Source organism: Nocardia sp. NBC_00565, assembly GCF_036345915.1.
In the GTDB taxonomy this organism is placed as follows: domain Bacteria; phylum Actinomycetota; class Actinomycetes; order Mycobacteriales; family Mycobacteriaceae; genus Nocardia.
In genome coordinates, this window is record NZ_CP107785.1 from 9,568,109 (window position 1) to 9,594,466 (window position 26,358).

General features: G+C 61.4%; 23 protein-coding genes. 14 read left to right on the forward strand and 9 right to left on the reverse strand.

From position 1 onward, the window contains the following. Window position 1: 1 nt before the first annotated feature. A complete protein-coding gene (locus OG874_RS43900; RefSeq protein ID WP_330252913.1) occupies window positions 2-1,147 on the reverse strand; it encodes a radical SAM protein in 1,146 nt (381 codons plus the stop codon). After that, on the reverse strand, window positions 1,144-1,827 hold the full coding sequence (locus OG874_RS43905; RefSeq protein WP_330252914.1) for a hypothetical protein: 684 nt from the start codon (window positions 1,825-1,827) through the stop codon (window positions 1,144-1,146). The genes OG874_RS43900 and OG874_RS43905 overlap by 4 nt, the downstream gene beginning before the upstream one ends. A 196-nt stretch (window positions 1,828-2,023) precedes the next feature. On the opposite strand from OG874_RS43905, the gene OG874_RS43910 reads away from it, so the two are divergent. Next, the gene (locus OG874_RS43910; protein WP_330252915.1) at window positions 2,024-3,466 is read left to right on the forward strand and encodes an XRE family transcriptional regulator; all 1,443 of its coding nucleotides are present in this window, start codon (window positions 2,024-2,026) and stop codon (window positions 3,464-3,466) included. Here OG874_RS43910 and OG874_RS43915 read toward each other — a convergent pair. Further along, the gene (locus OG874_RS43915) at window positions 3,463-4,281 is read right to left on the reverse strand and encodes an alpha/beta hydrolase (RefSeq protein ID WP_330252916.1); all 819 of its coding nucleotides are present in this window, start codon (window positions 4,279-4,281) and stop codon (window positions 3,463-3,465) included. The genes OG874_RS43910 and OG874_RS43915 overlap by 4 nt on opposite strands. A 499-nt stretch (window positions 4,282-4,780) precedes the next feature. On the opposite strand from OG874_RS43915, the gene OG874_RS43920 reads away from it, so the two are divergent. The 4 genes from OG874_RS43920 to OG874_RS43935 all read left to right on the forward strand — a co-directional run bounded on the left by OG874_RS43920 (window position 4,781) and on the right by OG874_RS43935 (window position 9,790). After that, window positions 4,781-5,605 (forward strand): DNA adenine methylase, encoded by an 825-nt coding sequence (locus tag OG874_RS43920; RefSeq protein WP_330252917.1) that lies wholly within the window; start codon window positions 4,781-4,783, stop codon window positions 5,603-5,605. Beyond that, entirely contained in the window at window positions 5,602-7,911 is a 2,310-nt protein-coding gene (locus OG874_RS43925; protein ID WP_330252918.1) for a DGQHR domain-containing protein, read from the forward strand. The genes OG874_RS43920 and OG874_RS43925 overlap by 4 nt, the downstream gene beginning before the upstream one ends. 574 nt (window positions 7,912-8,485) lie before the next feature. Beyond that, the gene (locus OG874_RS43930; RefSeq protein ID WP_330252919.1) at window positions 8,486-9,289 is read left to right on the forward strand and encodes a hypothetical protein; all 804 of its coding nucleotides are present in this window, start codon (window positions 8,486-8,488) and stop codon (window positions 9,287-9,289) included. 9 nt (window positions 9,290-9,298) lie between these two features. Beyond that, window positions 9,299-9,790, forward strand: coding sequence for a hypothetical protein (locus tag OG874_RS43935; RefSeq protein WP_330252920.1), 492 nt, complete (start codon window positions 9,299-9,301; stop codon window positions 9,788-9,790). A 483-nt stretch (window positions 9,791-10,273) separates the two neighbouring features. Here OG874_RS43935 and OG874_RS43940 read toward each other — a convergent pair whose 3' ends face one another. Then, window positions 10,274-11,068, reverse strand: a complete 795-nt coding sequence (locus OG874_RS43940; protein WP_330252921.1) for an SDR family NAD(P)-dependent oxidoreductase — start codon at window positions 11,066-11,068, stop codon at window positions 10,274-10,276. 245 nt (window positions 11,069-11,313) lie between these two features. On the opposite strand from OG874_RS43940, the gene OG874_RS43945 reads away from it, so the two are divergent. The 5 genes from OG874_RS43945 to OG874_RS43965 all read left to right on the forward strand — a co-directional run bounded on the left by OG874_RS43945 (window position 11,314) and on the right by OG874_RS43965 (window position 16,579). Continuing rightward, entirely contained in the window at window positions 11,314-12,507 is a 1,194-nt protein-coding gene (locus OG874_RS43945) for an NAD(P)/FAD-dependent oxidoreductase (protein WP_330252922.1), read from the forward strand. Next, the gene (sigJ, locus tag OG874_RS43950) at window positions 12,504-13,424 is read left to right on the forward strand and encodes an RNA polymerase sigma factor SigJ (RefSeq protein WP_330252923.1); all 921 of its coding nucleotides are present in this window, start codon (window positions 12,504-12,506) and stop codon (window positions 13,422-13,424) included. The genes OG874_RS43945 and sigJ overlap by 4 nt, the downstream gene beginning before the upstream one ends. Before the next feature lie 674 nt (window positions 13,425-14,098). Further along, window positions 14,099-15,196, forward strand: coding sequence for a PIN domain-containing protein (locus tag OG874_RS43955; protein ID WP_330252924.1), 1,098 nt, complete (start codon window positions 14,099-14,101; stop codon window positions 15,194-15,196). Window positions 15,197-15,744: 548 nt separating this feature from the next. Beyond that, a complete protein-coding gene (locus tag OG874_RS43960; RefSeq protein WP_330252925.1) occupies window positions 15,745-16,053 on the forward strand; it encodes a hypothetical protein in 309 nt (102 codons plus the stop codon). Further along, window positions 16,040-16,579, forward strand: a complete 540-nt coding sequence (locus tag OG874_RS43965) for a type II toxin-antitoxin system RelE family toxin (RefSeq protein ID WP_330252926.1) — start codon at window positions 16,040-16,042, stop codon at window positions 16,577-16,579. The genes OG874_RS43960 and OG874_RS43965 overlap by 14 nt, the downstream gene beginning before the upstream one ends. Window positions 16,580-16,755: 176 nt before the next feature. On the opposite strand, the gene OG874_RS43970 is transcribed toward OG874_RS43965, so the two are convergent. Further along, window positions 16,756-17,421, reverse strand: a complete 666-nt coding sequence (locus OG874_RS43970; RefSeq protein ID WP_330252927.1) for an epimerase — start codon at window positions 17,419-17,421, stop codon at window positions 16,756-16,758. Between the two features lie 291 nt (window positions 17,422-17,712). Here OG874_RS43970 and OG874_RS43975 point away from each other — a divergent pair, with 291 nt between their 5' ends. Further along, window positions 17,713-18,294, forward strand: coding sequence for a hypothetical protein (locus tag OG874_RS43975; RefSeq protein WP_330252928.1), 582 nt, complete (start codon window positions 17,713-17,715; stop codon window positions 18,292-18,294). Between the two features lie 320 nt (window positions 18,295-18,614). Continuing rightward, window positions 18,615-18,920: a hypothetical protein gene (locus OG874_RS43980; RefSeq protein ID WP_330252929.1), complete on the forward strand. Its 306-nt coding sequence runs from the start codon at window positions 18,615-18,617 to the stop codon at window positions 18,918-18,920. Between the two features lie 575 nt (window positions 18,921-19,495). Here OG874_RS43980 and OG874_RS43985 read toward each other — a convergent pair. The 3 genes from OG874_RS43985 to OG874_RS43995 form a co-directional block, all read right to left on the reverse strand. Then, window positions 19,496-21,016 (reverse strand): serine hydrolase domain-containing protein, encoded by a 1,521-nt coding sequence (locus OG874_RS43985; protein WP_330252930.1) that lies wholly within the window; start codon window positions 21,014-21,016, stop codon window positions 19,496-19,498. A 266-nt stretch (window positions 21,017-21,282) separates the two neighbouring features. Next, window positions 21,283-21,639, reverse strand: a complete 357-nt coding sequence (locus OG874_RS43990) for a nuclear transport factor 2 family protein (protein WP_330252931.1) — start codon at window positions 21,637-21,639, stop codon at window positions 21,283-21,285. A gap of 9 nt (window positions 21,640-21,648) precedes the next feature. After that, entirely contained in the window at window positions 21,649-22,380 is a 732-nt protein-coding gene (locus OG874_RS43995; protein ID WP_330252932.1) for an SDR family oxidoreductase, read from the reverse strand. A 135-nt stretch (window positions 22,381-22,515) separates the two neighbouring features. Here OG874_RS43995 and OG874_RS44000 point away from each other — a divergent pair, with 135 nt between their 5' ends. Further along, window positions 22,516-23,337, forward strand: coding sequence for a helix-turn-helix transcriptional regulator (locus OG874_RS44000; protein WP_330252933.1), 822 nt, complete (start codon window positions 22,516-22,518; stop codon window positions 23,335-23,337). A gap of 125 nt (window positions 23,338-23,462) precedes the next feature. Here OG874_RS44000 and OG874_RS44005 read toward each other — a convergent pair whose 3' ends face one another. Beyond that, window positions 23,463-24,140 carry a hypothetical protein gene (locus OG874_RS44005; protein WP_330252934.1) on the reverse strand — a complete coding sequence of 226 codons (678 nt, stop codon included), beginning with the start codon at window positions 24,138-24,140 and terminating at the stop codon, window positions 23,463-23,465. A gap of 213 nt (window positions 24,141-24,353) precedes the next feature. Between OG874_RS44005 and OG874_RS44010 the strand changes: the two genes are divergently transcribed. After that, entirely contained in the window at window positions 24,354-26,357 is a 2,004-nt protein-coding gene (locus OG874_RS44010; protein WP_330252935.1) for a hypothetical protein, read from the forward strand. Window position 26,358: the final 1 nt, after the last annotated feature.

Below are 26,358 nucleotides of genomic sequence, written 5' to 3' on the forward strand. Positions count from 1 at the left end.
TTCACTCCTCGGGCTTGGCGCTGGACTTCCACAGGCGGCAGACGGGCACAATGTCCTCGTAGGCCGTGCACGAGGACTGGCCCATCACCACCTCTTCGGCCGGACACCCGCCCATGCAGGCACCGGCTTTGCATCCGCCGCATGAGCTTTCGGCGAGGACACTGGTGAACAGCTCGAACTCGTTGGCACTGTGGTTGAGCTGCACTTGCCCGTCGACCATCTGGGCGAAGTGCAGCTCGGTGTCGAACAGGTAGGAGCAGACGTAGCAGCGGCCGTCCGGGAAGATCGAAATCCGGTCCAGTGTTCGGCCGATGCACCCCTGATAGCCCTCGGCGGCGTAGCGCTCCATCTGATCGCGCCGGGCATACGTTGGCTGATACCACACCCTTGTCTTGTACTGGGGCGCAACATCATTGAGCTCGTCGCAGAAACTCACCCATTCCGGCGGTGTCATGGCCATCTCCGCATTGCCGTGCCCGGTGCCGATGGTCGAGAAGACGTGAAACTTCACCAGGCTCACACCCAGGACATCCGCAATGTCGAGGAGTTGGAACACATCTCGTTCGTTGGCCTTGTTGACCGTGCAGATGATGCGAGTGTCGAAGCCGCGTTCGGCCAGCTCCCGCGTGGTTTCCATGGCTTCATCGAACGTGCCCGCACCACGCACGGCATCGTGGGTCTCGCGGCTGCCACCGTCGAGACTCACCTGTACGTAGGCGAAGTCCTCCGGCCCGAGCTGCCGGAAGCGCCGAAGTGCCGGTTTCTGAGCGTTCGTCGTGGTGATGACGTGCTCGTAGCCGAGCTGTTTGCTCAGTCGGATCACCTCGCAGTAGCGGGGGTGGAGCGTCGGCTCCCCACCGAGGATGGTCAATTTGCTCCCGCCCAGCCGCCGCCACGTGGTGAGCGTGTCCACGATCTTGGGCAGCGGCATCTTCAACGCCCGGTCTAGCCGTTCGCCCATGTAGCAGTGCTCGCAGCGAAGTTGGCACGCCTCGGTGATGTAGAGGTACACGTTGCGGAAGCGGCCGTAGGCCACGCGGTCGATCCGGTCCGGCTGAGGAACGGTGGCACCGCGCGGCATGCGGGCGTGGCCGTACTCATCACTACTCGGTTTGAGGCTGGGCATGGGCAATGGAACAGTATTCATCCTGTGGAACTCCGTGAAATAAGGAGCGGGGCAAGCAGATTCGCCGCCCCGTCGATGGTGTTGGTGGTGTCGAGCTGAGTGACGGCAATACCGGAGTCGGTGAAGCCCGCTCGGATACCGGCGGCCGTCTGGTGGTAGCGCTGCAACCTGGCCTTGAATAGCCGGGGCGAGTCGCCGCGCCGTGGATGCAACAAGCCACCGCAGTGGGCGCACTGCCAGGGGTCATCCCGGCTGGGTATGGCTGGAAGTCGGGGATCGCGGATGGGATCACGCTCGCACTGGTGGCACACCTTTCGGTTCTTCGCCCGCTGCTTGAGCGTCTTGGCGTCGGTTACGACTTCGATCGCCTCGATATGACCGGGTGGCGTCAACGCCCAAAGGGTGGTGAGCAGTTGGTCGACCTGGCTCGCAGAACCTGGGAAGTTGTCCAGCAGCACGGTATGCACGTCCGGATCGGCGTGAGCGGCATCGAAGTACGAGCGCAGCGCTTCCCCAACGGTGAACTCGTCGATCCAGCCCAGCCGTTCGCTACTGGTCGCGGTGGCAGCCAGTACGTCTGTCGGCACGTGCTCGCGCAGTCGGAAGATCCGCCGCCCTGGTGCCGATCCGAGGCGCAGTGTGAGAGTGGTTTTGCCTGCGGCCGGTGGACCGAAGATGGGTACAACAAGGGACAGGGCCACGGCCTACTCCTTTCGTTTGAGGGCCTGAATGTGTCTGGTCCCCTAGCGTCGGATTTCGGCCAAAAACCCACCACTACCACGGCGAATACGCGATATACATGGAACGCATACCGATCACGGAAACCAGTGGTAGCGTTCTCTGACCAGGGCAAACGGGGGATAAGGCAACCCGCGTGGACAATCCGGAGCGGTTCACATGACCGAAACGCCGCACTACCAGCGCTATTGCGCGCGCTGCGGCAACCGCTTGAGCCGCTACAACGCCGAATCTGTTTGTGGCGCTTGCGAAGTCATGGCACGGGGGCAGCGGCACCGCCCGCCTACGCTTCCGCCGGACTTCTGGCAGACCGACCAAATGCGCGATGCGCTCGCCACCTGGCACATGGGCCGGGTCTTCTTCGCTTACCGCAACCACCCGTATCACGGACAACAGCAGCCGCAGGAACTGATGGGCAGTTGGCTCGGTATGACACAGGTGCAGATCAGTCGAATCGAAAAGGGTTCAGCGCCAGAGCAACTGTCCAAACTGACGCGGTGGGCGCAGATTCTCCGCATTCCGCCCGAGTTGCTGTGGTTCAAGCTGCCCGACGAGGTGGGCGCGGCAGCCGTATCCATCGAACCTACAAGCACGACAGGTAATAACGCGCTGGCGCTTGCACGCTGGTTGGCTGGCGATGGCACTGGCACCCCACCGATCAGTCACAGTGACGATCTGGAGCGGGTGAGCTTGGCGCTGGAGGACGCTCGCCGGTACTTCGACGGCTCGGTCCTGGAGTTCTTCCGTGCTCAGCTTGCGCGTTGCAAAGCCGATGACGGTTCCCTCGGTCCGGCTGAAGCGTTGCCACTTACGCTCGCCGTGCTCGGCGCAATCCGTCGGCACAGCAAGGATGTTCAGTCGGACGTGCGTCGGCAACTGCTGGCGGTTGGATCGGATGGCGCGGAATTCGCAGGCTGGCTGTACCGCGATCTCCATGACCCGGTAACGGCGACCTTCCTGTACGACCGCGCGATGGAGTGGGCGCAGGCTGCGGGCAGCCTGCCCATGCAGGGATACGTCCTGCTCAAGAAATCCCAGATGGCCTATGACTCGCGCGACGCGGGGACGCTGCTCGGATTGGCGCAAGCCGCTAAAGAGGGGCCGTGGCAGCTTCCGATTCGGGTACAGGCGGAAGTTGTGCAGCAGGAAGCATTGGGGCTCGCCATGATTGGCGGACCAGCCACTGCCGTGGAGCAAAGCCTTGGTCAGGCTCAGCACCTCCTCACCGAGGCCAACGGTGCCGACGACCAAGGGTTGGTGAGCTACTTCAACGAGAGCACGCTTCTGGTTCGCTCAGCCTGCTGCTACACCGAGGCGGGCAAGCCGCAGCGGGCCACTGAACTGTTCGGTCAGGTGCTCGCTGGTGGGGGACTGTCCCGGCGCGATGCTGGTTTCTTCAGTGCTCGACAGGCAAAAGCGCTCGCACTCAGCGGCGAACCAGACGAGGCCGCCGCGGTGGCAACCAAATCGGTCGCGGTGGCGCGCGAGACCCGTTCGGAGCGCACGATGAATGTCGTTGTGGACGTAGTCCGCACACTTGACCCTTGGATTCACCGGCCAAGTGTGCGGCAGCTCCGTCAAGCCTTGATGCCGTCGCGCTAGGCCGTGAGCCAGCCCGCTACGGTGCGGATCACTTCGGCCTGGAACTCTTGGCTCTTGGGGTTGAGGTACTGCGGATCATCGTGCACGGCGAATCCGTGCTGTGATCCCTCGATTTCGACCAGCTCAACGGGTGCCGTGAATTTAGCTACGGCAGCACGGGAACCGTCGATTGGGACCAAGGTGTCTGCGTTGCCGTGGACGATCAGAGTCGATGCTTTGATCTCGCCGAGGACTTCGTTCGGCTTCAGCCAGAACACCTCGTTGAGCAGCGGCCGACCATGCCGGAGTGTCGGCGTGAACTGAATCGCTCCGGTTTCGTTGAGTTCTTCGGCCTTCTCGTCGCTGATGACATCGTTCGTCCAGTAGTCGCGAGTGTCGATGGTGCGCTTCTTATAGTCCAATTGAGGATTCAGCAACACCAACCGAGACAGATCATCTGGGCGTTTGGCAGCGTAGTAGCCACAAATGCCGCCCCCGAAGCTGGCACCGAGCAGCGCCAGGTCACTGGAACCTGTGGCATCCTGCACAGCGGCGAGGCTGACGCGGATGTCGTTGAGGATGGCGGAGAGGGTCAGTTCCTCTTGGCGGCCCTCGCTATCACCGTGGCCGCGAAGGTCAAACCGCAGCGACGCGATACCAGCGTCGGCAAGGCCGGCCGCCAGACGGGCGAAGAAACCGCCCTCCTCACGGGTGACGCCACCACCATGCACCAGCACGACGGCGTGCGTCGTGGGTTGACCGGGAGTGACGAGGGTGGCTGCCAGGTGCAGGCCGTCGAGAGTACGGATGCGGGTGATGGTGCTCGTCGGAACCACGGAGCCAGTCAACCAGAGCGGGCACACCGCTGCCAGACGATGATCACAATGCGAGAACCGCCTCCTCGGCCGCACTGTGTGGCTCATTAGCGCGATGCCGGACGTCGACCACCACCCCGGCCATCTGACGATGAATGCTGTGGTTCGACGCGTTTATGCTTGATAGGTACCAGTTCGCTCGTATTCATATCGAAAACTCGGCGGTGTGCTTCCTGGTGGGAGGCTGTGCGGAGACTGATCGAATGGAGTTCAACACAATAGAACCGACTATTTGGTATTAATCCGCCTTCTTTACTGCCGCCAGATTGCAGGTAGTCCGGTTTCCTCCTAGTGCACGAAAGCCGTCGACGTACCACTTGACGGACGAGAAGCGCCAATCAGTCCGCAGCCTCTTCCTGACTTCAGTTTTCTTGCTAGCCTTTGTGCACGCTATGGCCATGGCCACAGCTAGCGAGATGGCGTCAGCAAGATACGAGCTGGCTAGACATGAGGGGGCAGCGTGCAACAGTCTGCGTACAGTGAACCAATCCTGCGTTGGGCTGGGGGAAAGCGCTGGCTGCTGCCGACTATTAAGTCAATTCTGGGAGACGTCGTCGTGAACAATTATCACGAGCCGTTTCTTGGCGGTGCCGCGGTGTTCTTAGGGACTTCATATTCGGGCAGAGCTTTTCTTTCGGATGTCAATTCGGAATTGATCGAGGTATACGAGTGCATCCGAGACGATTATGAAAGAGTATCCAAAATACTGGCTAGCCACGTAAACACGGCCGAACACTACTATCAAACCCGGGATGAAGTGCCGGGTACTTCTCTTGAGCGGGCCGCGAGATTTATCTACTTGAACCATACGTCGTTCAATGGCATCTACAGAGTGAATCTCTCCGGGAAGTACAATGTGCCCTACGGTCGGCGTGAGAGCATTAATATGCCAACATTGGATATCTTGAAAACTATTTCTGACCGTCTTCAGAATGTGCAGCTCAAGGCTCAGGATTTCGAATGCTGCATTGAAAATATCGAGCCGGGTGATCTGGTATTCCTGGACCCTCCATATACCGTCGCCCACAATAACAATGGATTCGTCAAGTACAACCAGAAGCTATTTTCATGGGACGATCAGCTTCGACTCAGTAACCTGATCGACAAGATTAAGAAGGAGAATTCTTATTACATACTATCCAATGCTGCGCATGATTCGATAGCCGAGCTATTTGAAAAAGGCGACCGGCTAGTAGTTACGCAACGGAAGAATGCCGTTGGCGGAGCATCGTCGGCGAGAGGATATGCGTCGGAGTATCTATTCACCAACGTGGGGCTGGCATGACAAGAGGAACTTCTGGCAGTCGAGACGATATACAGAAATACCTACTGCCTACCAAGAACATACCCGCCGAGGTGCGCCGTAGATTCTCGCCGTATCACACCAAGTCCGCGCAAATTTCCGCAGTTGCGGATCTCGAAAGTGATGGGTGGCTAAAAGAAAAAGCATTGAAAACCACGGTCAAGATGAGAAAACCAAAGAGCGTGCATGAACGCCTTCTTGACCGCACCTGGGCAACATTCGCGAAGCTCGGCTTCACCTATATGAGCAATGATCTAGGGGCCACCCCTTGGCTGGTGGAAAACAGCCAACGCACTATCGAAATATTTGCGGCAGATGACGAGGTTGCACTCATTATCCTCTGTCGCTATTTCGACGAGAATAAAACACAGAACTTTCGAGCCGACATTGAGTTCTTGCAAGATCGCCGCGATAAGATAATCGCCCGCGTGAGGGCGGAATTTCCAGGTCGCAAGATCAGGTTCATCCTGGCTGCCAGCAATTGTGACGTGACGGCCCAGACGCTGACTACTCTAGAAAACTCTCAGATTTCGTATATGGATGAGGATGTTCTGGATTACTATCGAGAGTTGACTGGACATCTCGGAAAGGCGGCCAAGTACCAATTACTCGGTAGTCTGTTTGCGAACCAGAAAATTCCCGAACTCGAGCAGCGCGTCTCTGCGATAGAGGCTCGCATGGGCGGTCATACCTATTACTCTTTTGTAATCGAGCCTGAACGGCTGCTGAAAATCGCCTATATTTTACATCGGACCAAGGCGAATCAAGGCCTGATGCCAACGTATCAGAGACTCATCCGTCGTCCGCGTCTTACGGCTATTTCTAAATCTGTTGAGGATGGAGGGTTCTTTCCCAATTGCTTGATCCTTAATATCGATTCCGGCAGGCGGGGTGGTGTCCGATTTGATATACAAAGCGGCCAGATACCCGGGGCGGCGAGTCGTACCGGGACTTTATATCTGCCTCAAACATATCGTGCGGCCTATGTTATTGACGGGCAACACAGGTTGTACGGATACGCCAACTCGAAGCGGGCCAGGCAGGATCTCGTTCCAGTAGTTGCTTTTGTCGACCTCGACCGCGCAGAGCAGGTGCGGATATTTATGCAGATCAACGAGCATCAGCAGGCTGTGCCGAAGAATCTTCGCAATACTTTGAATGCCGATCTTCTATCCGATTCACCAAATCTTCGAGACAAGGTTCGTTCACTAGTACTTCAGGTAGCTCAACAGCTTGGCGAAACGAAATCATCTCCGTTGTATGGGCGGGTTCTGGTTGGTGAGAGTGTTCGGTCACCAGTTCGATGCATTACTATCGATGCAATCAAGCGAGGTATCGAACGCGCCAGTTATCTCGGCGTCTTCGGCAGATCGGATGTGGTGCGGGCTGGGACCTTCTATCTCGGCACGAATGAACATACCGTTGAACGGCTGGTTGAATTTATTGAAATTTGCCTTGAGTATGTCAAGAATGGGCTCAGAAACCAGTGGGAGCTCGGAAGTGCCGAAGGCGGATTTGTATTCATAAATAATGGAATCGAGTCCTTGTTGAGGATATTTAGTGACGCGGTTGACCATGTAGTTGGCGAACGCGAGACATCGCCGTTCTCGATTGATCCATCGAAGGTGTTCGACGAAATTAAGTTTCTGCTCGACCCGATGATCAACCACCTACAAGGGCTCTCTCCTGAGGAACGATTGGAGTATCGGAAGCAGTACGGTTCAGGTGGCAGTACTCGCTACTGGCGGCGACTGCAAATCGCTATTAACAGTGAAGTTCCAGAATTCAATCCCCCAGGGCTCACTGATTATGTCAAAAACGAAACGAAACAGTTCAACAAAGAATCTGCCGACATGGTGAGAGAGCTTGAATATTTCCTTAAGGGCGACATTCGAAGCCGCCTTGAGGACGAATTCGGCGCCGAATGGTTCAGGCGGGGGGTGCCAAGAGCCGTTCAGGTCGATGCAGGGAAGATGGCTGTCGACAAGAATGTAGAACGGGATGCCGAGGACGAGGTGGAGCCCTGGGACTGCCTGTACCTTCTTGACTACCAGAATATTCTCACGCATGATCACGCCAGGTGGACGAGTTTGTTTGAGAAACGGTACACGAGACCCGGTGACGAGCGGGCTCGTGGATCGTGGAAAGATCGAACGAAGTGGCTACAAAAGCTAAACTCCATTAGGAATGATGTCTTTCACGGAGGATCCGTGAAAGAAAGTGACTATGAATTTCTAATCACGTTGGTGACATGGCTTGTGGAAGGCAAGGTCGACAACGACCTGTAACAGTCAGCGGCAACATGGAATTGCCCCGTTTTGAAACGGGGGCGCTCGTCTGAAGCCAGGGTTCTCATCCACCACCGCGTCCAGATCATCGGTGATCAAGACTGTACGGGTCGAAGGTCGTGGCGGCGTCCTTGTGCCCCAACTGACGCTGGGTCGCTTATCACGTTCGAATCATCAGCAACGCGGCCGTGTGGCGTAGCCGGTGTAGCTTCAGATGCCCAGGGCACTCGGGATCCTTGGCCTGTGCCGCTTCACTGCCTTCGTCGACCAGTAGTGAGTCGTCGGCGTCGGCTGTAGCAGGGTGCCGTCACCGTGCGTCCGCAGCCGATCCGCCTGCCCCGTGCCGATGTGGTCGTTTCGCAACGCCAGACATGTGCTGCTTGAGACTTTGGAATCCGCAGCCCGCCTAGAGTTTCGCGCCGACGTCGTGTTTGAGACCGCAGGCCCGCCACCAAAAAGCGGGCCACGCCATGGGCTGAACTCGCGCAAGACCCGCGGCACCAGTCGCTCCACGTCCAATACAAACTGCGGGGTAGTCCGCGGCAGGAGAGAATCAATGAGCAGCATATGCCCGATGGGCGAAGACATGCCTGCAACCTGCGAGCTGTTACGTTGGGCTGCAAACAATTTCGACGACTCGTGCCGGAGCATCGGCGTCGACCCGGATGACGACGAGCAGGTGCTGTCGGCCGCAGCGGCCGGGCTCGTGCAAATGGTATGGCGCAATGACAGCGAAACCGAGAACATTCATTGTGCTGGCCGCGGCCTCGACGACCTTGTCATGTTCGCCGAATCCACCGACCTGCACCACCACGCTCTCGACGTCATGTACGGGGCCAAGTCTCTGCTGCAGTTCGAAGAGCATCTGCTCGACCGGAAACGTCCCTGGGGCGGCACCGACAAAACACTCGCTCAGATGGGCCGCGGGCACCTCCGCGAATTCGACAAGCAGATCCGCCGCAACATCAACCTCGCGCTTGCACTCACCGAACACACCTGCATCTACGACGTTAACGACGACCTGCCGAGCACGCTCGTGGTGTACATCCTCGCCGACACTCCGCTTTCGACGTCCCGCCCACATAACGACCACTTCGGACTGCCTGGTTGGGAGGTCGTCGTGCAGAGGATCGGCATCCTTCTCGCCGACCCCAACCACCCGAACTGGCCGCAGACTGGAAGCGACTACGGGGCACACGCTATCGCCACCATGCCCGCGGGCACCACTATCACCGAATTGCAGGACACGCTCCGGAGACAACCCTCCCAACTGCCCGCCGACGTCCTCGACTGGGTGTCCAACACCTTCTTCTGGTGCGCCGGACCCGCGTCCAACAGTCTCTGGTGGGACGGCATCAAATCCACCAAAACCGATTGAGAAGAGAACATGAGGAAGAAATCGACCTCTCCGCACATGAGCACCTTCGCCAGCGAATTGCGTACCACCTACGACCGCGCCTTGGCCCGGGGCGAAGAGAACCCGTGGATCGCGGTCGCCGAGTCGGTGCACCTCGCCTGGGGCATGGCGACCCGTGGCACCGGCCCGGTGTGGACCGAATGGACGGTCGCGCAGGAAATGACCGAGCCGGACTATGTGCACTGGGAATCGAATCCGATCACGCTCTCCTACACCAAGGGCGGGAAGCCGCGGAGGGCTCGCGCGGAGATCACCTATTTGAGTCCGGAGTACTGCGACGAGCTCAATGCGAAGTACAACTATCCGGGCAAGATCCCTCATGAGCCCGGCTACGAGGTGGAGGTTCGGATGCCGAATTCCGAGCCCTTGAAGCGGCTTGAGGCAACGTTCGAGGGCGCGAAGCGCGCCGCCGAATACCTGGCGGTTGAGGCTGGATTGAGCGCGGATATGGCGATCGACTGACTCTCCTCTGAATGGAGCAACTCGACATGTGGGAACCAGGCAGGATTGCCCTCCGTTCCCCATCGCACGCGGCCGTCAGCGATCACCACCCACTGACTCGCGGCGGGTACCCACGGGCTTGATCCGAATCTCCGGCCCGTCCGCGGTCAGGGTGTTCGGGTTGTGGAGCGTTAGGCCCACTGAATGACAAATCCGCAGGTCAACGGCCTGCGGATTCTTTGCGTTTGTGTAGTAATCCGAACCATTTCGGTTCTGTAGCGGGCACGGCCCGGGGCAGAGCGGCATGTCGTGTAGAGCTTCCGGATGGGCTTGTGGCTGTCTGCTCGCTATCGATGGTGTCGGCGTCGGCGCAACCGGTGCAGAGGGGTGCTGGTGCAACTGCGTCGTCGGGGGCGGTCAGGCCGTACATGCTCGTCCTGGCGCACTGGCTATACCTGCAACGAGTGAGCGGTAATGCCGATTTCAGGATGCCACTCTGCTTAGCTAAGGGAGGATGGAATCTATGTAGCCGCCGTCGACTCGAAGGGCGCCGCCTGTCGTGGCCGACGCGAATTCCGAGCTCAGGTAAACGATCATGGCCGCGATCTCGGTCGGCTCGATCAGACGTTGGATCAGCGAGTGTGGACGATGGTCCATCATGAATTGGTGTTCGGCCTGATCCCACGGCAATTCCTCGCCCACCAACTCGTGGACGAAATCCTCGACGCCAGGCGTGTGTGTCGGCCCTGCCATCACCGAGTTGACGGTGACGCCGGTGCCCGCCGCCGCTTTCGCGTAACCACGGGTGACCGCCAACAAGGCAGTCTTCGTAGTGCCGTAATGAACCATCTCGATTGGAGTCACGACCGCTGAGTCGCTGGCGATGTTCATCACTCGCCCGAACCCGCGGTCCATCATTCCTGGCAAGTACATTCGGATCAGCCGCACCGCGGACAGGACGTTGACCTCGAAGTAGCGCCGCCATTCGTCGTCCTCGATCTCGAGCACCGGCTTGGCGCCGAAGATGCCGAGGTTGTTGACGAGAATGTCGAGATCGTTGACCTGCTCGCGCAGCGTCGCCGCACCGTCTGCCGAGGCGAGATCGGTTGCCACGGCAGTAACCTCGGCGCCCCGCACTTCGCTCGTGATGCTCGCGCGGGCTCGCTCGGTCTTGTCGCGGTCCCGTCCGTTGACCACCACCGATGCCCCCGCACGGGCCAGTTCTGTCGCAATAGCCAACCCGATACCCTGACTGGATCCTGATACCAATGCGCGTCGTCCGGAAAGGTCTATGTGCATCGCACCATCGTGCCGCAGCTCTCGGATGTGGAGTTTCCGCCACGCCCGAATCGGCAAACTCGACCAGCGGAGAGGGCAAACATGGCGACGCCGAACTGTGCCCGGCGGTGCGGCTCAAGACATCCGGTATTGCCAATTTGCGTGCACTGCGCCTTGTCCCGGTCTGCAACCCTGGCGGTGCGGGCCACGAACATGATGTGTGTCACTTCGTGTCAGATCCGGGGGGTGTGGCGTGTCTTGAGGGCATGACTGATTTCAACGCCATTACCAAGGTGGTCGTGATCGGCGGCGGCTACGCCGGTGCGGTAGCGGCCAATCGGCTGCGTCTGCGTCGCGATATCGAGATCACGCTGGTCAATCCGCGCCCGCAGTTCGTCGAGCGGATGCGGTTGCACCAGTTCGTGGCCGGTACCCACGAGGCCGCTATCGGCTACGACACGCTGCTCGGCGCGGGGGTGCGGTTGGTCGTGGATCGTGCTGTCCGCATCGATATCGCTGCTCGCAGGGTGGAACTGGGTTCGGGGCGCACGCTCGGGTACGACTATGTGGTCTACGCGGTCGGCAGCACCGCCGCGGTGCCCGCGTCGGTGCCCGGTGCCACCGAATTCGCCTATCCGATCGCTGAATTCGAACACGCCCAGCGGCTGCGCGCGGCCTTGGCGGACGTGCCCGCTCAGGCGCCGATTGTCGTCGTCGGCGGCGGGCTCACCGGCATCGAGACCGCCGCCGAACTCGTGGAGCAGGGCCGTACCGTGACACTGGTGGGTGGCGGTAAGTTGGCGGCGAACTTCTCGAATCCGGCCCGGTGGTCGGTGTCGAAGTGGTTGTCCGAGAATGGAGTAGAGGTGCGCGAGCGAGCGCGGGTGCGCGAGGTGCGGCGCGACGGGGTCGTCTTGGCCGACGGCGATGTGCTGCCCGGTGCGATCACGATCTGGACCGCCGGATTCGGGGTGCCCGAGCTGGCTGCACGCAGCGGGCTCCGCACCGACGAGCTCGGCCGGTTGCTGACCGACGAGACGCTGACCAGTATCGACGACGATCGCATCGTCGCGGCCGGGGACGCGGTCGCGCCCTCGGGCCGTCCGTTGCGGATGAGCTGCTATGCCGCCCAACCGTTGGGCGCCCAGGCCGCCGCCAATGTGCTGGCCTGCATCGCTGGGGACGAACCCGCCGTGCTGGACGTGGCCTTCACCGCATGCACCGTCGGTTTGGGGCGCCGCGCGGGTGCGATGCAGTTCAGCCGGCGCGACGACGCACCCGTGCCGATGTACATCGGCGGGCGGGCGGCCGGGTGGATCAAGGAGCGGGTGGGTCTCGCGGGTCCGATCGGGACCATTCGCAAGGAGGCCCGCAAGCCCGGCGCGATCCCGAACTTCATGGGCTTGGGCAGGCGCAAGGATTTGAGCGCAGCCGGGCCGCAGGGGGTCCCGCAGCCATGACCTCGACCGATGAGCCCACCGAGTGTTTCGTCCACCTGCGGCCACTGCTGTTCACCATCGCCTACGAAATCCTGGGCTCGGCAACCGAAGCCGACGACGTGCTCCAGGACAGCTATCTACGGTGGCGGCGGGTGGACCTGGCCACGGTCCGGGACACGAAGTCTTATCTGGCCAAGCTCGTCACGCGGCAGGCGCTGAATACGTTGCGGGCCAGCGCCAGTCGCCGCGAGGATTACGTCGGTCCGTGGCTACCCGAGCCGCTGCTGCTCACCGACGGCGACGCCTCGAGCGATGTGGTACTCACCGAATCGGTCTCGATGGGAATGCTGGTGGTGCTGGAAACGCTCACCCCCACCGAGCGGGCGGTCTTCGTGCTGCGTGAGGTCTTCGGCTTCGACTACGACGAGATCGCATCCGCAACAGGCAAATCCGTCGATACCGTGCATCAGACGGCCCGCCGCGCCCGCAACCACGTGCAAGCCCGGCGCAAGCGGTACGGCCCCGTCGACACCGCCCGAACCGCCGCGGTCACCGAACGATTCATCACCGCCGCGAACACCGGGGACATGGACGGCTTGTTGTCGCTGCTCGCGCCCGATATTACCTGGACCACCGACAGCGGCGGCAAGGTGACCGCGCTGCCGGAACTGGTCATGGTCGGCGCCGAGCGGGTGGGCGCGACTCTCATGGCGGTCTTCCGATACGCGCAGCGGCGACCGCAGGTACGCATCGAGACAATGAACTGCAACAGCCAACCAGCACTCGCGTGCTACGTCGACGACAAACTGGAAGCCCTCCTCGTCTTCGACATCGCCGACGACAAGATCATCAACGGCTACGGCATCCGCAACCCCGACAAACTGGCCGCCGTCGGAATCCCCCGCGCAATCAGTCGCACCGAAACACCCACGGCGTAGCCCCTACCCCGCACGCGGTGCCGACATCCCATAATGCCGCATACCGGGCGAGCTGACGGTTGGGGTGTACGCGGTGGTCTCCGATGTACCAGCGGAGCGCCGATCGCCGACAGTTCGGTGAAATCAGCACTTCAAGCCATGGTTTTCACCTGCCGAGCGCCTACCGGCCTGATCGGAATGGCTGGCCCTTCGACCGTCAGAGTGTTCGGGTTGTGCAGCGTTAGGCCCACGGGAGGGCCTGGTCCTAAAGGACCGGGCCTCTTTTCTATGGAGCCGAGGTGTCGTAGCCATCGGCCTGGGGTGCGATTTCCATTTCGCAGAGGAGTGCGTCGGGTCGAAATTAGCTTCACTGTCCGGTCGGGTGATGAGTACTCTCAGTTCCTGTGACGGTTAACGATCCTGGGGTTTGCAGCCATTCTCTAGTCACAATGCAGGTCAACTTGTTGATCTCATTCGGACATGAGGGTAATTCAGGCTCGCCGGAACGTCAGTTCCGTGAGTGGCTCGCCTTTCGCTCGTTCGATGACCGAAACCAGCAGCAGGCCGCACGTCTTCGGCTCGCGTCGACGAGTGACGATTGGCTCCTGGATTCGCCGCCGTTCCGAGGCGGCACCTGCTGGACTTCATCGACGCAGCCGGTTTGAGTAATTCCCGCATTTCGATTAGGACATAGAATGATAATTCTGGACACAAGCATTCTGCGCGGTCTTGGCCTGAAGAGTAGCACTGCAGAGCTCTTGAGGGCCATAAGAGAGTCGGGTGTACAACGAATCTCGGTACCATGGATGGTGCTGGAGGAATTAGCGGCTCAGCAGGTTCTCAAATACACTGACAGTTATGAGAAAGCATGCGCGGCTCAAGAGCAATTAACGAAGTTGACTCCATGGAGTATATCGCGTCTGGCGCCGCCGAGAGTGGACAAGGTTCGCGATCACTGGAGGGCTGAGTATCAGAAGCTCACAGAGGTCATTGAGATCCAGGCTGAAATCCTCGCTCAGGCGCTCTACCGGGAGGCTAATCTCATACCTCCGGCCAAAAGAGCTGGTGATAGTCCGCAGTCTCCTAAAATCGGTGCACGAGATGCGGTGATCTGGCTTGCTGCAGTCGGATACGCCAGAAGCAACCCGACCGAGAAAGTGTACTTCGTCAGCGGGAACACCAGAGACTTCGGAAACGGGGAGAGCCGGCCCGAGGAGCTCAATGGAGACCTGAAGGGCATTGAGAGCCGATTCGTTCAGATGACTAGAGTCGACGAGGTGGTGCAAGCGTTCGCTGAGGAGGTCAAATTCGATCCTGCTCTGCACGAAGAAATGATGTGGCGAAGTGAGTTCTGCGAGCGTATAGCAAAGGCAGCTTCCGAGAGTCTTGTCAGAGTTTGGTCGGAGTCGTCTATTCCAAATTTCTTCAATGGAGTTAGAGTGCCTCGCCCGTCTAGTCAAATTAGTGGCGCAGATGGTTGGGCAGAGAGGGCGGACGAACTATCCGTGTCATGGGCTGAGTGGACCGCACCGCCCACAGCCGCAAATCTAGTCTCCGTCGAAGATGGAAAATCTTATCGTATTGAAAATAAGATATGGTCGATCGTCACAACGCGATGGTTGCTGATAGGGGACGCATTTTTGGCAAATTACAATACGAGTAAAATTGCATGTTTATGGACTACTAGATTGCTAGTCAGTAACGATAGCTCGCCGGTGGTTTTGGATTATGAGGAGCCGAGAGGACTGCGGCCTGCTGATGCTAAGAGCTTGGTCAACGTACCGCCATTTTAAGTAATGCTCACGTTCAAGCAGCATCGGTATGGTGGCTGGTGAAGTCGCCACCGTTCGCTTGGCCATGTGATGCTCCACCTTCAGCTGAGCCGTGGACGCATCGGCCTCGTACTTGGCCACGATCTCGGCAGCCTCGTCGGATGTCAGTTGCTTCTTCGTCCCGCCGGAGGTTCGCGGCGGCATTTGCATTGAGCTGCGCGGTCCGGTTTGAGAAACCCGTTCCTGTAGTTCAGTGAAGTCTTCCAGCAGATCGGTCCGGTTCGAGTATCTTCTCGCCATGTCTTTCATAGTGAGGCCGCAGGTCATTGACCTGTGGCCGCACTGTTGTGTGGCATTGTGCGAACCCCTTGTGGCGGTTCAGTCATCGACGAGTGCCGTTTGTGTCCGGCCGATCCTGGGCCTCGAGGCGCAACCCGCTCCTGGGGGCACCAGCGGGACCGGCATGGGACACGCTGTGTCTGGAGCTCAGTCGTGCAAGGACGGCGGAGGTGGTTCCCGACAGGCGAGACGGCATCGAGAATCTAGCTAGAATTCTGTACAGTTACGGTATGTCCATCCTGCGCAACACTCATGAGCTCAGCGTTTCCGACGCCGCGCAGCGAGGCGTCGCTGGACTTGTAGCGGATGCCGAAGGTGGTGCCGACCTGGTGGTCACCCGCCATCACCGGCCGGTTGCCGCCGTGGTCAGCATGAATCGGCTCGCTGAACTGGATCGCGCGGAGTCCGACCTGCGTGACCTTGCGCTGGTGCTCGCCCGGGCCGCGACCGACGGCGGGAACCGAACGTCACTCGATGATGTGCTCGGCGCCTTCGGTCACACAAGGGAATCCCTCGCCGAACTCGATGACCACGAGTAAGCCGATGGTCGAAGTCCTCTTCACCGATGCGGCAATCGACGATCTTCGAAAACTCGGCCCCGATGCCGTGCCCAAAGTCCTCAAAAAGGTGCTCCTGCTGCTGGATTCACCGCAAGTCGGCTATCCACTCGGCGGCGAATTGACCGGGTTCCGCAAGCTTGTCGTTGGCCGCAACACCTGGCGGATCGTGTACCGGGTCATCGACCAGCAGACCATCGAGATCTGCGAGATCTGGGCAATCGGAGCACGCGCCGACTCCGAGGTCTACGCGGAAGCAACTGCCCGCATCGTCGCGGCCGCTGGTCGGCTACCAGAATTCAGCAAGCTCGGCGCAGTGGTCGAGCGACTCGGCCGCAGTGCCGAATCGTTCGGAATTCCACCGACACCGATGCGCGAACCTGTCCCCGATTGGCTCGCACAGCGATTGATCCACACGGTCGGCATGGCTCCCGCCGAGGTCGCAGCACTCGGTCTCGAACAGGCCGTCGACCACTGGGCTGAATACACCTCGCGGCCATCGACGTAACCCGGCCGAACACGATCCTGCCCTACCGGCTCCACCCGTCGACCCGGGGCGCGTCCCTCACCGCGTCCCGGCGGCCGTTCGCCTGCCGACCGGCACGATCCAAATCGCTGGTCCTTCGACTGCCATCAGTGACCTCGCGGCGCGGCAACTGGTACGAGCGGATGCTCCACTACCAGCTAGGGCGTAGCTCGCGCGGTGATCTCCCGGGGCGTTAGCACACGAGTGTCCGCCCCAGAGGCCGCGACGGCGATCATGGCGCGACCGATCTCCCGATTGTCGTTGACCGCGTTCGGCGCCAGCCGCTTGAACAGCGGGATCAGCGGCCCAGTGACTGTGTACGCGGCGCGATACAACCGGGTCTTGGAGACCGCACCATCCATCGGCTGTACGAATCCGGGCCGGAACATGTACGCCTGGAAGGGAAGTGCGAGCAGATCGTTCTCGGTCTTCCCCTTCACCCGCCCCCACATCGACCGACCCTGCTCAGTGCTGTCGGTGCCCTGCCCGGAGACATAGATGAACGTCAGCTTCGGGTTCGCGGCCGCCATCGTGCGACCGACCTTCAAGGCCAGGTCGTAGGTGATCCGGCGGTAGTTCTCCTCTTTCATGCCGACAGAGGAGACACCGAGGCAAAAGAAACAGGCGTCGAACTCCGGCAGTTCGCCGGCGATCGCGGAGAGATCGGTCGGATCGGGCTGGACCAGCTCGCGCAGCTTGAGGCTCTCGATACCCACCGAGCTGCGCCCGACGGCGAAGACCTGCTCGACCCGCTCGTCTCGGAGGCACTCGTTGAGAACCCCCTGCCCGATCATGCCGGTCGCGCCGAAGAGGATTACCTTCATGCCAGCATCTTGCCTGAGCGACAAGGGGATTGTGGGCATCCGCCGCTGATGGTGATCCCGAGGTCCGCGCCGTAGGTCATCCGCCTTGGTTGGGTACCGCCCCGATCAATGGGCCGAGATCATCTCGGCCTCGGCAACGTACTGACATGGTTCCGTACGAATGATGGACGGCCTCAACGTTTCGTCGGCAACACAGTGAGCTCTCGCACAGCCAGGCCACGTGGCCTGGCTGTGCGCTGCCAATGACTGAGAATGAGACGGCAAATCCGTTGTCGTGGATAGTATTTGGCAGTGATATCGCAGTTGCTGGGCACGCTGAGCGGGGTGGTGATCGGTGGCGCGATCACCTTCCTTGCTTCCTACGTCAACGAACGGTCCAAGTGGAACCGGAGTCAGTCCACGCGGTGGGACGAACGTCGGCTACAGGCCTATTCGGATTTCCTTATCGTCACCAGGGGTATGCACACCCTGGCCGCACGGTTGGTTCGGATACGAGCAGGTGATCTTGACCAGCAAGGGATGTCCTTACAGGAGGGCATCGTTCAACTCGGCGAGCTCGAGCGTGAACGCATCCAGCGGTGGCAGGAGGTGCAGTTGCTGGGCAGCCCCAAGGCGGTGGCGATCGGCGACGAACTAAACAGATGCACATGGACCTTGGAGTATTTCGCATACGGTGAACTCACCGGTGACGCCGACTGGCTGCTGATCGTCCGAGATGCCTACCGCTTGCGCAAGGATTTCAGTTTCGCGGCTCGCGACGATCTCGGCGTCACCGAGGCTGGAATTGTGGTCCCAGAGTGGAAAGATGCGTGGACACCACGCGACCACATGATCGAGGTCCGCCGACGAGTCCAACCGCTGCCGCCGTCCTAGCAATCGCCCTCATACGGCCGGGAGACGAACTTCTCACCAAGGTTTGCGCCCGTGTTCCAACGTCCGCTGGCCGCTGGCCGCTGGGCGCGCGGTCCGGCCGGCTGCCAGTGGACATGCCGATGTCCGCGCCTCTGGTTCGGACGCAAACGCGTACTCGGTGACCGAAGGTCGACAGCAACCAGTCGCAAGCGTCTGCCCCCCACAACGTTCACGTTCGCTGGTTGCTCTCGTTATCCGGACAGCCAGCATGCAGCAGCCTCAGACTGTTGCTATCGCGGAGTAGTCATCCTCCGCCAATGATGCTGACAGGAGGACTGGATATGACCGAGTCACAACCCGAATCCAACGACATCGAGCTGGTAACAATCCCAGCGACGCAGGTGACACCGGAGGATGTGGGCGCGCTGTCGGTTCGATACACCGACGGTGTACCAGAGTTGGTCCTTACCGGGGGACGCGTCGTTCCGAAGAATCTCGCGGTCACCGATGGGGCAGGGAACGTTCTCGCCTCCTACACTACGGTTTCCATTGCCCGGTCCGCGTCGGTGAGCATGCCCCCCGACACCCAGAATGGGCTCTACACCGCTGACATGACTGTCATCTTTGATGCGGTCCCACGGCCGTAACCTCTCCCTTTGGTCGGACTGGCTGCCGGTAGCACACCGGCTTACCGGCAGCCAGGACTCAAGCTCGTTTGCCCGTAGTAGGGATTGCGGGCAGTCCAGTGTCCGCACATGCCGCATACCGGGCGAGCTGACGGTTGGGGTGTGCGCGGTGTTCTCCGATGTACCAGCGGAGCGCCGATCGCCGATAGTTCGGTGAAATCAGCATTTCAAGCCATGGTTTTCACCTGCGCGAGCGCCTACCGGCCTGATCGGAATCGCTGGCCCTTCGACCGTCAGAGTGTTCGGGTTGTGGAGCGTTAGGCCCACATAATGGCAAAGCCGCAGGTCAACGGCCTGCCGTTTTGTCGCGTTTGTGTAGTTATCCGAACCATTTCCGTGCTGTAGCGTGCACGGCCTGGGGCTGAGCGGCATGTCGTGTACAGCTTCTGGATGGGCTCTTGGCTGTCTGCTCGCTGTCGATGATGATGTCGGCGTCGGCGCAACCGGCGCAGAGGGGTGCTGGTGCACCTGCGTCGTCGCGCACTGGCTATATCTGGAACGAGTGGAGCACTCCTCCCGATGAGCGATAAGCCCGGCTAGGGGCAGGCCGGCGATTGCTGTCCATCGGCGACGATCTGCGTACACACCCAGCCATCGTCCAGCCGCCACGCGTTGCCTGTAGGGACGAGTGGGATGAGCATGGGGACGGTGCCATCCAAGGTGGTGGTGCTGGTGGTGGCGATCAGGCGATTGCGGCCTATGTCGGTGGTTTTGTCGACTGTCACCTCGAGGACGGAATGGGCGTAGGCCCGGGCCAGTTTCGTGACCAGATCAGGGTCTTTGTCATCACCCTCGATCCGTAAGTTCTTGGCGGAGGCGGAGATCGATGGGTTCAAGGCCTGCGCGAGTTCGGCGGTGAGGTCGGCTGGATCGGGAATCGGCGGTTGAGCGGTTGGCAGGTTGTCGAGGCCTGAAATGGTGCCGGGATAGAGCTGGGCCACCAGGTCGGTCCAGATGTAGGTCGCGTCGATGGAGAGCAGGGAGCGGTAGGCGGGGGTGTACTGGTTCACGGCGATAGCGACGCTGACTTTGCGTTCAGGGAGGTACATCGTCCTCGAGGTGTAGCCGAGGACCGCGCCGGAGTGGCCGATCCAGGAGCCGTCACTCATCAGGCCGAGGCCGTAACCGTCGGTGAAAGTTGTTCGTGCCGTATCGGTTCGAGGTTCGAGGAATCGACCCTCACCCAGTGCGGCGGCGTAGGTGGCGAGGTCGGGCACCGAGGCCACCAGCGAGCCCGCGGCTTCCCACAGGGTTGGTGGTGTGCGTGCTGTGACGTCGGTGCGGACGTCTGTGTCGTAGGCGTAGCCCCGGCTATCAGGTGTGGGCAAAGTGGCGTCGGGGGGGTATCGGGTGTCGTGAAGCCCGTAGTCGCTGGCGAGGTCGTTGACAATGTCTCGCACCGGGCGGCCTGTCACCTTTTCCAGGATTAGGCCGAGCAGGAGGTACTCGGAATTCGAGTACGCAGTACGGGAATTGGGTGGCTGTGCCTTGTCAGGGTTGTCCCTGATGATGCGCAGGGCATCGCCAATGGACCACACGCGATCCGGTGTCGCGGTGAGTAATTGGGGAAAAAACTCGGGATTCGTGGCGAAATCGTAGACGCCACCCCGCATACCGAGCAGGTCGCGCACGGTGATGGTGTCGCCATTGGGGATAGCGGCGACGTACTTCCGGAGGGGGTCGTCGAGTGAGAGTTTCTGTGCATCAGCGAGGTGGAGTACGGCGGTCGCGACGAACGTCTTGGTGATACTGCCGACCCGGTAGTGGTCGCTCACTTGGGCTCGGCGGCCGGTGGCGGTGTCCGCCACCCCGTACGCCTGGCTGTAGTTGCCGTGTTCGGGGTCGATGATCGATACCGCTGCGCCCGGAATCAGCCCGGCGTCGATATGGGATTTCATGATCTGGTCGACCTGGCCGGCCAGGTCCGCGGGAAACGCCTGTGCCCGGTCGGAATCGGTGGTGGTACCGCAGCCGGTGGCGAGCAACGCGGCCACCACAGGTAATGCGAGCACCGCCCGGATTCGTCGCGATAGGACGTGGTGATGCGACCCAGACATTGCGGAATCCCTCCCTGCCGGGTCAGTACCGGCGCCCGTTGCCGAGGTTAGCAGCGGGACCGGGCAAGCGAGGCGCAGTTGCGGTGGCACCGGAGGTAGGCGCCTGCCCGTCGCCCGGTGCCGTTCAGGCTACGGCGACGGTCAAATGCCGACGCCAGAGAACGCCCGATCATGCCGCCGATCGCGCGGTCGCCGAGCGCGCTTAAGTAGCCGATGAGCGCGAGTTGATGGCCTGCGAGTTCGGGCTGGGCGCCGAGTCCAGCACTTCACGGAAGCTGGTTGTTCCACATCCGGAACATGGCGCATTTGCCGCGTCGGTCGAAGGTGACAGTCCACAGGTTGGCGAAGTCACCGAGTTCTTTGTAGTGGCCGACGCCCTGGATGGCGGCGGTATCGCCGGTGATCATCAGGATCGACCACTCGAACGTCCAGCCGCCTTCTTGCCACGCTTGGCGTCCGCGCCAGCCTTCGATGATGGCGTCGCGTCCCACCCAATCGGTGGCATATGGCCATTCGTGGTACTCCGCGTTCGGGCTGAACAACGCACCGATGTCCTTGGCCGCGCCGGTGGTCCACGCGTGCACGTAGGCGTCGACCCAGGTGCGCACCTGCTGTTCGCTCATCACCATCGATCAGCCCTGGACCGTGGGACGCACGACGATCTCGTTGACGTCGACTTCTGGGGGCTGGGTGATGGCGTAGTGGATCGCCGCGCCGATCGCGGTCGCGGGAATCGCGGCGCGCATGCTGTCGCGGACCGCTGTGCGGATATCGTTGTCGCCGATGCCGTCGGTCAGTTCGCTGTGGGTCAGGCCGGGGCTGATGATGGTGACGCGGATATCGCGGCTTTCCTGCCGCAAGCCCTCCGAGATCGCCCGCACCGCGTACTTGGTGGCACTGTAGACCGCCGCGGTCGGATCGACCCGATGCCCGGACACCGACGCGAGATTGACGATGTGGCCTTGTCCGCGCTCACGCATCGACGGCAGCACCGCGGCGATACCGTGCAGCACGCCCCGGATGTTGACATCGATCATCCGGTCCCACTCCTCGATCGCGAGCGCGTCCAGACGCGACAGTGGCATCACCCCGGCGTTGTTGACCAGCACATCGATTCGCTCATACCGTTCGAGTGCGTGCGCGGCGAACACGTGCATATCTTCCAGGCTGGTCACATCCAGCGCCTGGTACTCGGCGCTACCGCCCTCGGCCCGAATCTCCTTGGCCAGCGTCTCGATTCGATCCACTCGTCGCGCGCCCAATACCACCCGGTGACCGGCGGCGGCCAGGGTTCGCGCGGTCGCCTCGCCGATTCCGCTGCTGGCCCCGGTGATCAGCACAACCTTGCCGTACGCCTCGCCCACATCGGTCCCTTCTGTCGGTGATCGGTGGCGTCGCTGCGCCTCCACACTCCGAGCATGCGGTCGTTCACCGCGAATACCCAGGTCCCGGCTTCCTGGGTGTGCGGCACCCAGGATCGCCCGACGTAGGCTGTGTTGATGACCGGCAACGAACTCGGTGAGTTTCTGCGCGTATGTCGCTCCCGTCTGACCCCGGCGCAGGTCGGGATGCCCGCCACCGGTCCGCGTCGAGTCGCTGGTCTGCGCCGCGAAGAGGTCGCCGTGCTATCCGGCGTCAGCGCCGACTACTACACCCGGCTCGAACAGGGCCGCGAAACCAACCCGTCCGGGCAGGTGGTCGGTGCCCTCGCACAGGCATTGCGCCTCGATACCGACGCGCACTGGCATCTGTTCCGGCTCGCGGGATTGCTTCCCCGTCCCGAACCCACCGCCGTCCTCGATGAAGTCGACCCGGAATTACGCCGCCTCATGGACGCCTTCCCGACCGCGGTCGCCTACATCGTCAACCGGCGACTGGACATCCTCGCCGCCAACGCCCTCGCGGACGCCTTGCTCGAACCGCTGGCCGACACCCGCAACATGATCTACTCGCTGTTCCACGACCCTGCCGCCCGGACCCTGTTCGCCGACTGGCCGGACGTCGCCCGAGACGCAGTGCAGGCAATGCGGCTGACCGCTGGCCACCATCGCGACGCCCGGACCGTCGCGCTGATCGACCAACTCCGCACCACCAGCACCGAATTCGCTGCACTCTGGCAAGGCAACGACGTGCAGAGCCTCGGCCGTAAAACAAAAGTCTTCGACCACCCGCGCTGCGGCCGAGTCGAGCTGATCTATCAAGCCTTCGACGTGCAACAAGCACCAGGACAGCAACTACTGGTCGGCACTGCCACCCCAGGCAGCGTCGAGGCCCTCGCGACCCTGGTGCAGCGCGTCGGATCGATCCGACTGACCCGCTGATCTTCGGGCCGACCCCACGTTTACCCCTCGTTTTCGCTGAAACGGGGCTGGGGCATGTGTTTTGGTCGGGCCAGTTCGGCGGCCACTCGGCCGCCTATTTCGGGGACGAACCGGCCGGGCCCGCGTCAGCTCCGTGCGGCTGACACTCTGAGCTGCGCCGCCAGTGCGGCGGCGGTTGCGGGGAACCGGTCGAGCAAACCGGTTACCTCGCGGTTTCCGGCCGGTCCGGGCTCCTGCCAGTCGCCCTCGACGCCGAGCAGTCCGGCGAGCGCGTCGCAGGCGGCGGGGTGGGCGGCCAGTAGTTCGGTGACCGGCCCGCGCGGTGCCGCTGCCACCGGCGTTGTGGCCGTGGTGAATTCGACCGACCAGGGCGGCACGAAGGTGTCCACGGCGGGCAGTGCGCCGGGGAAGGTGCGGCCCGCTTCGCGGACCAGTCCCGGGATCAGGCCGCCCGCCTGATCCTTCAGGGTGGTGATGAGCTTCGGCAGCCACGGCAGCAGCACCGTGTCCGGCAGCGTGCCGAAGGCCTTCGACAATAGCTCCACTACAAAGGGTTTCAATGCCGGAGCCGGGTCGATGGCCTGCACGAAACCGCTCACGTACTGCGGAACCGTCGGCAATACCAGGGGATTGGCCAGCATCCCCTCGCACCGCTCGCGCAGCTCGGCCATGGTCAGCAGGCCGAGCTGGAACCGCGCCGCCCACAGCAGGGCCACCTTGGCCGGCGCCTCCGGGTGCGATTGCAGCACCGCCAATTCCAGCTGGGTGTGATCGCAGCCCGACGAACTCAACGAATTCGCCACGGTGCCCGCACCACCCGCGGCCTCCCGAAGTCCCCGATATGAGAAAGCGCACCGCTTCCTGGCATCGGGTCCGCTCGGCCGAGCCACCGGTTGTCCCCCGCGAGCTGGTCAACTCTCGTAGACTTCGCGAGCGAACATCGGTAGCACACGGCCTCGGACACACTCCGCGCGCGATGCATGTCCGGTGTCGTAGGGGAATGGAGAAATCCCGTCGTGGACGATGTGAAGAGCCAGCTGGATGTTCTCCTTCGCGACTACGACCTGGCCCGAAACGACGAACGTAATCTGACAGCCCTCTACTTCACTACCTTCAGTATCGCCATCGCGACGCTCGGCCTGCTGGGTGGTCTCCTGTTCCGCGCTCTGGATTCCAGCAAACCGCCACTCGAAGATTTCGTGCTCGTCGGCGCCCCGCTGATACCGCTGTGCCTGTTCATCCACCTGCTCACTATGGCTCCGGCGGCGGTGGCGCGAGCCTTCTACGCGCGGTTGCTGGAGCGGCAGATCCAAAGCATCGTTGATATGCACGGCCCGTATCCAGGTCTGCGGTTCCCCTCGTTCGTGGAGCTGAACGTCATCTTCAGCCGCTTCACCAGGCGCACCTTCTACCGCACCGTCATCGGCCTACTCGCCACATTGATTCTGATCCTGTTCCTCGGGATGACCATGGTCCTCATACTCAAAACCCACCACGCGGTATCGAAGTTCATCGCGGCACCGTTCTACGCGCTGACCACTTTCCTGGTCGTTTCGAACTGGATCGGGCTGAATCGGAGAGGGCGTGAATTCTTCGCCCAGGTCCTTCACGACTATCCGGAGAACCGCCGCGATTCCTTGCAGCCTTCGGCTTCGGCGACCAAAAGCTCCGGGACACGATCCCTCGTCGGATACCTGCTGCTGCCGAGACCGGCGGATCTGTCGAAGGCCCTCTTCTTTCCCGCCAGTGTCGGCATCAGCTGTCTCTTGACCGACCAAACCGTCCACGGTGGCATCCGATTCGTCGTCATGTGGTTGACCCTGGAACTCCTGATATACGCGGCGCGCTATCAGGTGAACGACATCCGCGGCGCGAGCGAAGACGGCAGAGCGCCCGAGAAGAGAGCCCGCGGTCGCCCTGCCATGACACCGAGCGCGATGAAGCTGTCGGCCGGCGTAATCGCGCTCCGTCTCTACATGGTTTTCCTGATCGCGATCACGCCGAGCCTGGCGCTGAGCTCGAATATCAGGTGGGCACTCGGCGGCGTCGTCGGCACGGCGGCCGTCTACGAATTCGCCCGATCCGTTGAGCGACGCGAGTACGAGAAGAGTGAACATCCGGCGCGCGGCACAATCATGCTGTCGAAACAGAACCGCATCGCCGCCGCATCTGTTCTGCTGCTGGTAGGCCTCGGTTACCCGCTCCGGACGGCACTCGGCCTCTTATTCGTTCCCACCGAGACCATTCCGGTTCAAGTCTTCGTCGGCATGTTGTTCTTCACGTTCTCGTTCGGCATCCTCTTCGTGTCCATGACCTGGGCCTTGGAGGCCGTCAGCTACCTCTCGGAGTTACCGAGGGCGGGCACGCCACCGCAATTCCACTGGTCCCTGCTCGAGAAGCCGCATCTGGTGCTACTGGTGCGGGCATTTCGCTGGCCTGTACTGCACGGCACGACGACGCCTTTGGGCGAAGAGCGGATCGGCGCTCGAAAGAAGATTTTCCACCAGCTCTACGACACCACGGCGGAAGGCGCGACCTCGTCCGCACTGGCGCCGTGGAACGTCGCGTTGGCAGGCTGCGCGGTCGCGGTCGCCGTACTGCTGTCGGGCGCTTCCGTGTCCGGGTGGCGCTGGGTGGCCTTCGGCCTGGCGATAGCGGGCCTCGCGGTCGCGGTAGTTGTCTTGTCGATGCGTGCTGTGGACCGGATCGCTTGTTTGGCAGCGGTATTGCCCGTCGTCGCGAGTATTCCCTTCGCGCTCGGTGCGACCGCCGGAACCGATCTCGAGATCTGCGCGGTCGCGGCTATCGGATGGGTGCTCGCGGCGGGTATGACGTTCTATTTCAAGAACAGTACGTACGCCGACGTCCTCGGCTTCGTCGACGGGCTGTCCAAGCTGTCCATCCTCTGCGCCGGAGCCGTGCTCACCGCCATCTTCGGCAAGAACTTCGCCGATTCGTTCCCGAAGCTGAAAGCGGCCGCGCGCGCCGAAGCCGCCGGGAACGGGCACTACTTGTCGTAGC